At 69.4% G+C, this 12,070-nt stretch carries 9 protein-coding genes and 2 pseudogenes; 4 read left to right on the forward strand and 7 right to left on the reverse strand.

All coding sequences use genetic code 11. The annotated features are described in order from the left end of the window. Nucleotides 1-1,381: RICIN domain-containing protein (locus IG99_RS29515; protein WP_037679135.1), on the forward strand; the 1,381-nt coding region annotated here is incomplete at its 5' end. A 349-nt stretch (nt 1,382-1,730) separates the two neighbouring features. Here the strand turns inward: IG99_RS29515 and IG99_RS46140 are convergent. Then, a pseudogene (locus IG99_RS46140) lies at nt 1,731-2,428 on the reverse strand (transposase); the annotation flags it as partial. Nucleotides 2,429-2,623: 195 nt separating this feature from the next. Then, nucleotides 2,624-3,517 (reverse strand): LysR family transcriptional regulator, encoded by an 894-nt coding sequence (locus tag IG99_RS29525; protein ID WP_037679139.1) that lies wholly within the window; start codon nt 3,515-3,517, stop codon nt 2,624-2,626. A gap of 102 nt (nt 3,518-3,619) precedes the next feature. Between IG99_RS29525 and IG99_RS29530 the strand changes: the two genes are divergently transcribed. The 3 genes from IG99_RS29530 (at nt 3,620) to IG99_RS29540 (ending at nt 6,214) form a co-directional block, all read left to right on the forward strand. Then, on the forward strand, nt 3,620-4,708 hold the full coding sequence (locus IG99_RS29530) for an alcohol dehydrogenase catalytic domain-containing protein (protein ID WP_078947986.1): 1,089 nt from the start codon (nt 3,620-3,622) through the stop codon (nt 4,706-4,708). 421 nt (nt 4,709-5,129) lie between these two features. After that, nucleotides 5,130-5,381, forward strand: a complete 252-nt coding sequence (locus IG99_RS29535) for a protein kinase family protein (protein ID WP_037679140.1) — start codon at nt 5,130-5,132, stop codon at nt 5,379-5,381. Nucleotides 5,382-5,426: 45 nt separating this feature from the next. Then, nucleotides 5,427-6,214 (forward strand): IS5 family transposase gene (locus IG99_RS29540; RefSeq protein WP_199815627.1). Its coding sequence is split into 2 segments (ribosomal slippage): nt 5,427-5,745 and nt 5,745-6,214, totalling 789 coding nucleotides; the frame shifts between segments, so codons are not numbered across the junction. 32 nt (nt 6,215-6,246) lie between these two features. Here IG99_RS29540 and IG99_RS29545 read toward each other — a convergent pair. The 5 genes and pseudogenes from IG99_RS29545 to IG99_RS29560 form a co-directional block, all read right to left on the reverse strand. Beyond that, the gene (locus tag IG99_RS29545) at nt 6,247-6,627 is read right to left on the reverse strand and encodes an AQJ64_40280 family protein (RefSeq protein ID WP_037679142.1); all 381 of its coding nucleotides are present in this window, start codon (nt 6,625-6,627) and stop codon (nt 6,247-6,249) included. A 217-nt stretch (nt 6,628-6,844) separates the two neighbouring features. After that, nucleotides 6,845-7,449: pseudogene (locus IG99_RS46145) on the reverse strand (transposase); the annotation flags it as partial. A gap of 203 nt (nt 7,450-7,652) precedes the next feature. Further along, nucleotides 7,653-8,324 carry a response regulator gene (locus IG99_RS29550; protein WP_037679144.1) on the reverse strand — a complete coding sequence of 224 codons (672 nt, stop codon included), beginning with the start codon at nt 8,322-8,324 and terminating at the stop codon, nt 7,653-7,655. Continuing rightward, entirely contained in the window at nt 8,321-9,682 is a 1,362-nt protein-coding gene (locus IG99_RS29555) for a sensor histidine kinase (protein ID WP_037679145.1), read from the reverse strand. Before IG99_RS29555 ends, IG99_RS29550 begins: the two co-directional genes overlap by 4 nt. A gap of 137 nt (nt 9,683-9,819) precedes the next feature. Beyond that, entirely contained in the window at nt 9,820-11,949 is a 2,130-nt protein-coding gene (locus tag IG99_RS29560) for an MMPL family transporter (RefSeq protein WP_051866041.1), read from the reverse strand. Nucleotides 11,950-12,070: the final 121 nt, after the last annotated feature.

Below are 12,070 nucleotides of genomic sequence, written 5' to 3' on the forward strand. Positions count from 1 at the left end.
CACCGAGCTGCTCACCAACTACGGCACCATCGACATGTTCATGACCGACGGCTACGCATGGCAGATGGGACAGCAGGCCGTCTCCTACCAGAGGATCCGTTCGCTGGTGAAGCAACTGCAGCCGGACTGCGTCATGATCGACATCGGTGGGCTGTCGGAGCCCTTCCTCAGCGACGCGATCTTCTTCGAGGAACCGTTGGGGGTCACGGCGCCAGTCGGCAACACCTACGCCGGAATGCAGGGGCAGACCATCAGCAACGGCTGGTTCTGGCACCCCTCCACCCCGACCGAGAGCCTCATGAGCAAAGCCGCGGTCCTGTCGCACCTGGCCGACCTGGAGCCGAAGTACACCTCGTTCATCCTCAACTGCCCGCCCAACCGCAACGGCCTGCTGGACACCAACATCGTCAACCGGCTCGCCGAAGTAGGTGCCGCCTGGAGCCCGAACACCTCCAGGCCACCGCTGCCCACCCAGCCGCTGCGCGCCGAGCACCCCGTCACCCCGGTCAACGCGTACGCGACCGCCTTCCGCACCGGCGAGGGACCGCTCAACGCCATCGACGGACTGAGCGACGTCCGCTACGAGACCTGCTGGTCGACCTGGGGACTCTCCTCGCCCCTGCCCAACTCGCTCACGATCGACCTGGGTGGTGTGTGGAGCAATGTCTCCACCCTGGAGTACCTGCCCAAGCAGTGGAACCGCAACGACTCCACCGACGGCGACATCACCTCGTACACCATCTCCACCAGCACCGACGGGACGACCTTCACCCAGGTCGCCACCGGCACCTGGGCCGGGAATCGCAAGACCAAGGTGGTCGAGTGGCCGGCCCGGAACGTGGGCTTCGTGCGGATCCAGGCGAACGCGGCCACCGGCGGCTACGCCAACGTCGGCGGCATCCGGATCGGCGGCCGGACGGCCAAGCCTGCCCTTGCCTCCAGGGTCCTGCCGGGCGACGGCACCGTGTACCGGCTGGTCAACCGCAACAGCGGCAAGGTCGCCGACGTCAGCGGGAACGGAACCGCCAACGGCACCAACATCCTCCAGTGGCCCTGGCTGAACCGGAACAACCAGAAGTGGACCTTCGCCTCCACCGGCGACGGCTACTACGAGATCAAGGGCGTCAGCAGCGCCAAGCTCATGGAAGTGGCCGGGCTCTCCCGCGACGACGGCGGCAATGTGGCCATCTACGCGGACTCCGACGTCCCCCAGCAGCACTGGGCCGTCACGCCCACCGGTGACGGACACTACTTCCTCATCAACCGCTACAGCGGGCTCTGCCTCGGCGTGGACGAGGGCAGCATCGCCGACGGAGCCAACATCGAGCAGCAGCCGTACACGTCACAAACGCGGCAGCAATGGCAGATCGTTCCGTCCTGACCTGCCCTCCGCCTCCTCCTCCACTGCCTGCTGTTGAGCAGGAGGGATGAGGGTCATCCGCGGCTGAACAGCCCCATGAGAAGACCACAGAACTCTGCGAACCACGGATCGGCGACCTACCGAACTCTGCCCAGGCCCGAGCCGTGCGGTGCCTGACCTGGCCCTGCTGCCGTTGGCCCCGGCACCCGTGCGCCGGGGCCACGGCAGCAGGTGCCCGACCTCGGCGCCGGCCGCATCAGAGCCCTCTTGATGTCGGCCCGCCCGCTCGAGCCGCTCTTGTACGACACGATCAGCGGCATCTCCGCGGAGCGGCCGGAGAGGCAGTGGTCACATCTGGGACGGCGGCGGGCGACGGGGCGCGGATGAGGATGTCGGTGCCGTGGCGGTGGGCGTCGGGGATCTGGGCCAAGGCAGCGTCCAGGACTGCGATGTGGTCGGCGGCGGTGTTGGCGCCGACATTGCCCGGCCGCAGTACCCCGGCCAGGGCTTCGCCGGTGTTGTCCAGGAAGCACAGCAGCGGGTGGTAGCCGTAGCCGCGTTTGTAGGTCGGCGCTGCCTGTTCCTTCTCCGAGTGGCAGGTGACGAGGGTGGCGTCGAGGTCCAGGACCAGGCTCGGCAGGTCGCGGCCACCGGCGTGGGCTGCGGGTATGCCGCCGATGGTCTCGGCGGCCTGGAGCCAGGCGATCTCCCGGGCGACGGTTCTCGCCGAGCGCAGGCGAGTGAGTGCGGCCGGACCGATGTCCGCGAGTAGGCGCCAGGCGGTCCTGTGGAGGCGACCGGGCCGAAAACCTCTATCTGGTCCCGCAGCAGGGCCAGGTCCGCTATTGCTTCGCCACCGTCGGCGAGCATCACCGCCAGATCGACCGCGATCCGCCCGGGGTAGTGCCCGGTACCGCGCGGTCGCAGCCTGCGCAGCCCGTCCGTGAACGCGCCGGTCAGGCCGATGCCATCGGCGAGATCGGCCAGCAGGCGGGATCCAGCATGGCTGACCACCCCGCGGCCGTCGGCCGAGACGACAAGCTTGGGACGCGACCCGGTGGTGTGCACGCAGAAGTGCCTTCTCGCTGTGGTGACAGAAGCCCTGGACAAGCCTCATCATCCCAGCTCAGGAGGCACTTTCGCGTTTCCGATCAAGATCCGGACGCCACCGCAAGTGAAACGCGGAGGCTAATGCCGAGGTACACGTGATGGTGCGCGCCCTCGGCGGGCTACGGCGCCGAATCTGACGGCCGGCGGCACGTATCAGGTGGTCGAGGCAATTGCTCGGGTGACGGCCGTGATCGCCGGGGTGGGGCGGCCGGGGAGCCGCGCCACGAGAACCCGGCGGATCTCGGGAGGTGCGCCTTCGACGTGCAGCAGGCTCACCCCGGGCGGCAGCACGGGCGAGAGCCGCGAGGGCACCGTTGTCACCCCGAAGCCACCGGCGACCAGCTGAAGCTTCGTCAGCCAGTCGCGCGCGCAGTGGACGATGTCCGGCCGTCCGGGCAGGCCAGGCCAGACGCCGAGCAGTGGCTCGGCGTTCGACGCCGGGGCGGCAATCCACGGGACGTCGATCAATTCGTCGACGTGCACCGCGGTGCGGCCGGCGAATTCTCCGGTCGAAGGCACCGCCACGACAAGTTCGGTATCCATAACGGTCTCGACGTGCAGGCGCGGCGACTCGCCGTCCAAAGGCCGGTGGGGCGGGCGGGACGTCAGCACGGCAAGGTCGATCGAGCCCGCGCGCAGTGCCCGGACCAGGGAGGGCGTGGTGCCCTCGGTAGTCGTGACCGTGATCTGCGGGTCGGTCGCCGCGAGGCGGGTGAGTGAGAGAGGCAGGATGGCCGCGCCCGCGCTCAGGAACAGTCCGAGCCGCACCAGTTCGGTACGCGAGACGGTACCGGTGAGGTCGCGCTCGGCCGCCGTCAGACAGTCCAGGATCGTGCGAGCGTGGCGCAACAGAGTCAGACCCGCGGGGGTGAGCCGCACTCCGTCAGGGCGGCGTTCGAATAGGGCGGTGCCCGCGCTTCGTTCGAGGGCGGCGGCCTGGCGTGAGACCGCCGACTGTGTGTAGCCGAGCCGGGTGGCTGCTGCGGTGAAGCTGCCGGACTCGGCGATCTGCCGCAGGACCCGGAGGCCTGTGCTGGAGATGTCCATGCGAGATACGCATACCACAGATGCTTGATCGTCGCTTCCCGCATGCCCGCCGGGTTCCTAGTGTCGATCCCGACGAACACGGACGAACACGGAGGTCATCAGGTGCGAGCAGCAGTTCTGACGCAGTTCGGTGCCCCGCTCACGGTGCGGGAGGTTCCCGACCCCGAGGCCGGCGGCGGCGAGGTGGTGGTCGAGGTCCTCGCCGCCTGCGTGGCGCCTTACGCGGCGGAGGTCTTCAGCGGCGAGCGGAACTACCCCCTGGTCCCTCCCGTCGTGCCTGGGATCGGCGGCGTGGGACGGGTCGTCCACGTGGGCCCCGACGCCACCCGGCTGCGCCCCGGCGACCTGGTGTGGTGCGACTCGACGGTGCGCTCGCGGGATGACGCCCTGACGCCCGACATCACGCTCCAGGGCTGGAGTTCCCGCGGCGAGGGCGGCGCGCGCCTCGCCCGGTACCTGCACGACGGGTCGTTCGCCGAGCTCATGCGGGTCCCGACGGAGAACGTCTTCCCGCTCCCCGCAGCGGCGGGGGACGACCCGGCCCGCTGGGCCGCGCTCGGCGTGCACGTCATCCCTTACGGCGGGCTGCTGGCCGGCGGGCTCGCAGCCGGTGAGACGCTGCTCGTCAGCGGGGCCACCGGCAACCTCGGCAGCAGTGCGGTTGCGGTGGCGCTTGCCATGGGGGCGGGCCGCGTGGTCGCCCCAGGCCGCAACCAGGCCGCGCTCGACCTCCTCGCCGATCGGTTCGGTCCGCTCGTGCGCCCGGTTCCGCTCGCCGGGGACGAGGCCGGCGACCGCGCGGCGATGTCCGCGGCGGCCGACGGCCCGATCGACATGGTGATCGACCTGCTACCCCCGAGCGCACCCAGCTCGGCAGCGCGCACGGCAGCCATGACCGTGCGCGAATACGGCCGCGTCGTTCTCATGGGCGGCGTCGGCATGCTCGGCGGCGACGACCTCGCCCTCCCGTACCCATGGATCATGCGCAACTCGATCACCGTGCGCGGCCAGTGGATGTACCCGCGTACAGCGAACGTCGGCATCATCCGGCTCCTCGCCTCGGGCACCCTGGACCTCGCCACCGAACGGGTCCGGTCGTTCGGCCTCAACGCCGTCAACGAGGCCGTCACGTACGCCGCCTCACATGGTGGCCCGTTCGACCGCACCACCCTCACCCCACCGGCCCGCTGACAAGACCGACTGATCCCCACATGTCAGTGCCACGTCCCCGCCCTCACGAGCGCAGGCCGCCATGCTGCTGCTATTTCTCGCGAACGACCATGAGCTCAAGATCACCAACTGCTGCCCGAACGGACAGATTCGCTGCTATTTGAAATGAACGAAGCCACTTTGAGCCTGCTTCGTCCTCCGGACCTGCTCCCAGGACAGACACGCACAGGTCTGTTGGCCCTGATGCCGAATGTGGACCGAGTAGGGCGACATTCCCTGCATCCGTAGCCAGCTTCCGGACAAGATCCTTGCAGCTGGTCCTGGTCCGATGTGATCACTTCCGTCGGTGTCCATGCCCCTCGTGCTTTGCTTCTTCAACGGCGGAGGGGGGCATGCGCCGAGCGACGGTGTGCTTTCGCTGCGGGAGTCAGGGGGGTGTGCTGTGAGCGGCGCGTCTCTGCCGTCACGTTTCGGCCCGTTCCTCGTCGAGCGGCGGCTCGGCGCGGGCGGGATGGGGGAGGTGTACCTCGCCTACTCGGTCGCCGGGGAACCGGTCGCCGTGAAGGTGATCCGGCCCGACCGCACGGACCCGCACACCCGCGCCCGCTTCGAACGCGAGGCGACCATCGCGCGAACGGCGGCGGTGTTGGCACCGGCGTTGCCGGGCCCAACTGATCGTTTCAGAATGAGTTGAGTCGCTGGCCTTGCGCTCGGCGATCTTGGTCGGCAGGGTATCCGGGTGCGTGCTGATCTCGTTCCGGACGACCTGTGGGAGCGGGTGGCGCCGCTGCTGCCACCCGCTCCCGGACGACTGCGCGTTCCGGACAGAGCAGCCCTCGCCGGAATCATGTACGTGTTGAGGACCGGCGTTGCCTGGCGCGACGTGCCGGCCGAGACCGTAGGCTGCTCCGGAGTCACGGCCTGGCGTCGGCTGCGGGACTGGACCGAGGCCGGCGTCTGGCCACGCCTGCACTCCGCCCTGCTGACCGAACTGCGCCGCACGGACTCGCTGGACCTGGACGACTGCGCCGTCGACGGCTCGCAGGTCCGGGCTCTCAAAGGGGGGACCACGTCGGTCCCTCGCCCGTCGACCGCGCCCGCCCCGGCTCCAAGCACCACCTCATCGTCGACCGCCGCGGGACCCCGCTCGCCGTTACGCTCACCGGCGGCAACCGCCACGACGTCACCCAGTTGCTGCCGCTACTGGACGCCGTCCCGCCGATCCGGAGTTTGCATGGGCGCCCGCGCCGCAAGCCCCGGCGCCCGTACGCCGACCGCGGCTACGACTTCGACAAGTACCGTCGCCTGCTGTGGAAGCGTGGCATCAAACCGCTGATCGCCCGACGCGGCGTCGCCCACGGTTCCGGGCTGGGGAAGGTGCGTTGGGTGGTAGAGCGCGCCTTCGCCTGGCTGCATCAGTTCAAGCGACTCCGCATCCGTTACGAGCGACGCGCTGACCTCCATCAGGGCCTACTCGAACTCGCCTGCAGCATCATCTGCTTGCGACGAATCCGAACTTCATCCTGAAATGATCAGTAAGTGCCGAAACAGGATGTGTGTCAGGTGCCAGGGCGAGCACGCCACGCATCCTGGAGCGCCGGCTGCACGTCTTCCCCGAGAACGAGGTGTGTCGTCCTGCCCGGCAGGGTGGGCAGCTCAGCCCAGTGAGTCACCGTGTCATCGTCGGCAAGACCGTAGGGCAGACGGACATATCCGTCAGAGTCGACGAAGCAGTCCCTGTGTTCCGTTCCGTCCTCACTGAAGTGCCGAGTCGTGAAGTACATCGGCCTTACCAGCCAGAACGCCTCCTCCACCGCGTTCTCGGACTCAGCGCTGTCAGCTGGGTACCGGCCCGTGATCGCCGCTGCCACCGGTACACCGTCCCGCGGCAGTCTTTCACGTGCGTCAATCCAGGTCGTCTGCGTGTTCAGATTCGCCATCCCTCTCCTCAGTCAAGCGTTCGGACGCCTGTTTTCTGCCCATGCGCCCGCACATCGGCAAGACCGTTGTACCGATCTCGGCATCCGGTAGGACTGCCCAGCGCTTGCGCAGGTTGCGTGAGCCGGGACGAACGCGGACCGAACACTCCCGACTGTCTGCCCTCCCTCTCGGATCGCCGCAGATCACCAGCCGACACCGCGACCTCATTTTCCAACGATCAGTAAGAACTCCGGCCAGGGCTCCGCCGGTGTTGTCCAGGGAGCACAGCAGCGGGTGGTAGCCGAAGCCGCGCTTGTAGGCCGCCGCTGCCTGCTCCTTCTCGGAGTGGGAGGTGACCAGGGTGGCGTCGAGGTCCAGGACACGACGGGGCAGGTCGCGTCGACCCGCGCGGGCAGCGGGTATCCCTGCCGTGGTCTCGGCGGCTTGCAGCCAGGCGACATCCCGGGCGGTGGCTCTGGCCGAGCGCAGGCGCGCGAGTGCAGCCGAATCGATGCCGGCCAGGCGGTCGGAGTGGAGGCGACAGGGCCGAAAACCTCGGCCTGGTCGCGCAGCAGGGCCAGGTCCGCTATCACCTCGCCGCCGTCGGCGAGCATGATCGCGAGATCTACCGCGATCCGGCCGGGGTCGTGCCCGGTGCCACGCGGTCGCAGTGGACGCAGTGCGTCCGTGAAGGCGCTGGTCAGGCTGGTGACATTGGAAAGATCGGCCAGCAAGCGGGATCCGGCGTGGCTGACCACCCCGTGGCCATCGGCCGACACGACGAGCTTGGGACGCGACTGGGTAGGGTGCACGCAGAAAGTGCCTTCCTGCTGCGATGACAGAGACCTTCGACAAGCCTCATCTTCCCAGCTCAGAAGGCAACTTTCGCTTTTCCGCTCAAGACTTCGGACACCCCCATAAGCGAAACGCGCAGACTGGTGCGCACCGAGGGACAGAGCAATGCCCGTGCAACCACGGGGAGTTGAGGGACCGTACAACCGACCCCCGGAACGCAACCTGAACCCGCCCCGATGCCGGCCCGAACTCAGACAGTCCCAGGTATCACAAGCCCCGACTCGTACGCCACGATCACCAGCTGTGCCCGGTCCCGCGCCCCCAACTTGCCCATGATCCGGCTGACATGGGTCTTCGCGGTCAGCGGGCTGAGTCCCAACGCGTCGGCGATCTCGGAGTTGTTGAGACCGCGCGCGACCAGCGCGAGCACCTGCCGTTCCCGTTCGGACAGCCCGCTCGGCCCGCCCACCGCGGATGTCGTCCCGGTGTTCGGCGCGCGCAGAAAGCGGGCGATCAGCCGCGAGGTGGGACCGGGCGAGAGGAGGGACTCCCCCGCGGCCACCGTCCGGATGGCGTCGAGGAGTTCGGTCGGCCTGATGTCCTTCACGAGGAAGCCGGACGCCCCGGCCCGCAGTGCCTCGACGATGTTCTCGTCGGTCTCGTACGTCGTCAGGACGAGCACCTTCACCCCCGCGAGATCCTCGTCGGCGGCGATGAGCCGGGTCGCCTCGATCCCGTCGAGGTCGGGCATACGGATGTCCATCACGATGAGATCGGCCCGCGCCGACCGGGCCAGCGCCACGGCCTCCCGCCCGGTGCCCGCCTCGGCGACGACCTCCATGTCGCCTGCCGACGAGACGAGCATCGCGAAGGAGGCTCGTACGAGGTTCTGATCGTCGGCCAGCAGTACGCGGATGGTCATCGAACCTCGTCCTCCTGGGACAGCGGCAGTGTGGCGGTCACCTCGAAGCCCTCGGCGGGCCCCGGGCCGGCGTCCAGTGTGCCGCCCACGCTACGGGCCCGCTCCCGCATTCCGATGAGCCCGAACCCCGGCGTGCCGTCGGACGGGCCCGCTCCGCCGCCCGAGCCGTCGTCCCCGCCCGTCCCGTCGTCCCTGACACTCACCCGCAGTGCGCCGTCCGCGGTCCACAGACCCACTCTCACGGTGAGGTCCTCGCGGCCGCCGTGACGTACGGCGTTGGTGAGCGCCTCCTGCACGATCCGGTACGCGGCGGCGCCCACGGAGGGTGGGATGTCGTCCGCGCGGACGGACAGTTCGACCTTGGCCCCGGCCACCCGGCCGGTCTCCGCGAGATCGGCCAGTCCGTCGATCCCGGGCAGCGGCCCCCGCATGTCCTCGGCCCCGGAAACAGAACCGGACACGGAACCGGGCCCCGGATCCGCGCCCACTCCCACGACCGTGTCATCCGCCCGCAGCACCTCCAGCGTCGTACGCAGTTCCCCCCGGGCGATCCGGCAGGTCCCCGCGATGTCGTCCAGCGCCTGCGCGACGGCCTTGCGGTCGAGGCGCTCGGGGTCGGCGGTGAGGACGTGGGCCGCCACGGACGTCTGCACGCCGATGAGCGTGATGCTGTGGGCGAGCAGGTCGTGGAGGTCACGAGCCATCCGCAGCCGTTCCTCGGCGACGCGGCGCCTGGCCTCCTCCTCCCGGGTGCGCTCCGCCCGTTCGGCCCGCTCGACGATGGAGGCGACGTACAAGCGGTAGTAGCGGACGTCGATACCGACGAACAGGACCGCGATGATCCAGCCGGAGATCTCCAGGGACTCCAGCGCCCCCTCCGAGTTGCTGAGGCCGTTGCTGATCAGTGTCGGGCCGAGGACGGCGACACCGGTGAGCAGCGTGCGGCGTACGGTGCCGGTCGCCGCCACGGTGTAGAGCGCCAGGACGATCGCGGGGGCGGGCAAGGCAGGGTTGTAGTCGAAGGCGTAGTACGGAGCCATGCAGGCCACCACCCCGAGCAGGGCCACCAACGGACTGCGCCGCCGCCATACGAGGGGCACGTGCCCGGCGAGCAGCAGCATCCAGCTGAGATGGTCGGGCCGGGTCCCTTCGCCGCCCGTCAGGGTGATGGCTACGGCGAGCACGGCGACGCACAGGGCGAGGACCGCGTCGTTGCGGGTGCGGTGCGGTGCGGTCAGCGGTTCGCGGTTGATGGCGGACATGATGCGCTCGACGCGACGGGACCGCCCGCCGCCACCGTCCGCCGTCTCCGCCGCCGACCGGTCGCGTACCCCTGTGGTCGTTCCCCGTTCTTCCACGGCTCCATCTTCCGGTAGTCGTGCGGGGGCCTGGGCGCCCCTCTTCAAGGAGAGGCGCCCAGGCGGGCCCGCCGGATCAAGGCGCACGGTCAGCGTGCTCGGTCAGAGCGTTCGATCGAGGCCTTCGGTCTGCGTGCTCAGGGTGCACTGACGGTTTCCGGCTGCCGGGGCGGCTCGGTCGGTCCGCCCCTTCCGCTCGACCCGGCTGGTTCGGCCGACCCGGGCTGCCGTGAGAGCCCGCCCGGCCACCACACCTTCCGGCCCAGGGCGACGCTGGCACTGGTCACCAGATACGTCCGCACGAGGAAGGTGTCGAGCAGGACGCCGACGGCGATCACGAAGCCGAGCTGGACCAGCTGCACCAGGCCCATGTTCGTCAGCACGGCGAAGGTCGCGGCGAGGACGAGTCCGGCGGAGGCGATGACGCCGCCGGTGGTGCGCAGCGCGGTCAGTGCCGCCGTGGCCGGTTCCGCTCCCGCCAGGGACTCCTCCCTCATCCGGTGCATGAGGAAGATGCCGTAGTCGACGCCGAGGGCGACCAGGAACACGAAGGACAGCAGTCCTAGCCCCGGATCGGTGCCCTTGAGGCCGAGGAGCGGTTCGAAGACCAGTCCGCCGATCCCGAGGGAGGCGCCCCACACCGCGACGACCGCGACCACCAGGAGCAGCGGGGCGACCAGGCTCCGCAGCAGCCCGATCAGGATGAGCATCACGAAGACGAGGACGAGTGGTACGACGATCTTCGTGTCCCGGGCGTTGGTGTCCTCCAGGTCGATCTGCTGGGCGCTGTCCCCGCCGACGTAAGAGCCCTTCAGTTCGTTCCGCAGGGACTTGATGGTGGTGGTCTCCCCCGCCGACTGGGGTGCGCTCTTGGCGAAGACGGAGATCTCGGTCCAGCCGTCTCCCGTACGCCCCTTCTCCGCGCTGCCGACGCCCGGTGTGCCGCGGACTGTCGCGAGGGTCTCGTCGGCGCGCCCCTGCGGGGTGATCACGTCGATGGGCTGGCTGCCGCTGTCGGGAAAGGACTTGGCGAGGGTCTCCATCGCGACGACGGACTCCGGCTTCTTGACGAAGGAGTCCTCCTGCTTGAGCGCTCCCGGCAGGTTGAACGAGCCGAGGGCGAGGGCGCCGAGCAGTACGGCACCGCTCGCGAGTACGGTCAGCGGCCTGCGTCCGGCGGAGCTGCCCATCGCCGAGAACAGGCTGCGCCGCTGCTTGGGCGTGCTCCCGAAGGCGGGCACGAGCGGCCAGAACACCCGCCGTCCGACTAGTACGAGGACGGCGGGGAGCAGGGTCATCATCGCGATCAGCGCGCACAGCACTCCGACGGCGCCGAGCGGGCCCATGCCCCGGCTGCTGTTGAGGTCGGCGGCGAGCAGGCACAGCAGTCCGGCGGCGACGGTGCCGGAGGAGGCGAGCACGGCGGGCCCGCAGCCGCGCAGGGCGGCGACCATGGCCTCGTACGGTCGCTCGATGCGCCGCAGCTCCTCCCGGTAGCGCGAGATGAGCAGCAGCGCGTAGTCCGTGCCCGCCCCGAACACAAGGATTGTCATCACACCCGAACTCTGCCCCGAGACGGTCGTCCCGAAGGCCTGGTTGAGGCCGTAGGCGACGCCCATCGACATGTAGTCGGCGATCCCGGCGACGACGAGGGGCACGAGCCACAGCACGGGGCTGCGGTAGATCAGGATCAGCAGTATGGCGACGACGGCGACGGTGGTGTAGAGCAGCGGTCCGCCGAGCGAGTCGTAGACCGCGCCGGAGTCGGTGCCCAGCGCGCCGGTGCCGCCCACATCGACGCTCAACCCGCCTTCGCCCTGGGCGACTTCGCGGACGTCGGTGACGAGCTTGTCCTGCTTCTCCTCGTCCGCCCCGGGATCGTTGCTGGCGACCGGGTACATCAGGGTCGTGCCGTCCTTGGACGGAATCCCCTTGGGAGTACCGCCGATCAGCTTGTGCTGCCGGGCGATCTCCGCGACCTGCCCGGCCGCGGTCTTCCGGTCGGCGGCGCTGAGCCCGCCGTCCCGGTGGTAGACGAGTACCATCTCGGTGGTCTCGCCACCGGGCAACTTCTCCTCGATCTTCGCCGCTTGCGTCGAGTCGGCGCTCGCCGGCAGGTAGTCGGTGACCTTGTCGTGCTGCACGTCGGCGAGCTTCGCCGCGAACGGCCCGACGAGCGCGAGCACGGCAATCCACAGCCCGAGCACCGCCCATGGAACGGCTCGCCCGCGCCCCGTCCTCGTCGTGGTTGTCTCTCCGGCCCTCATCGACCGATCTCCCTCCGGGTGACGTCTGCTTCGGTCCCCAGACTTCCGGTCAGAACCACGGCTTTCGTCGGGCGGGAGGGCGAGGTGACGCGTACTGCCGGGGGTGACGGCGGGTGCGGAT

The organism is Streptomyces griseus subsp. griseus (assembly GCF_000720255.1).
GTDB classification, from domain to species: domain Bacteria; phylum Actinomycetota; class Actinomycetes; order Streptomycetales; family Streptomycetaceae; genus Streptomyces; species Streptomyces griseus_I.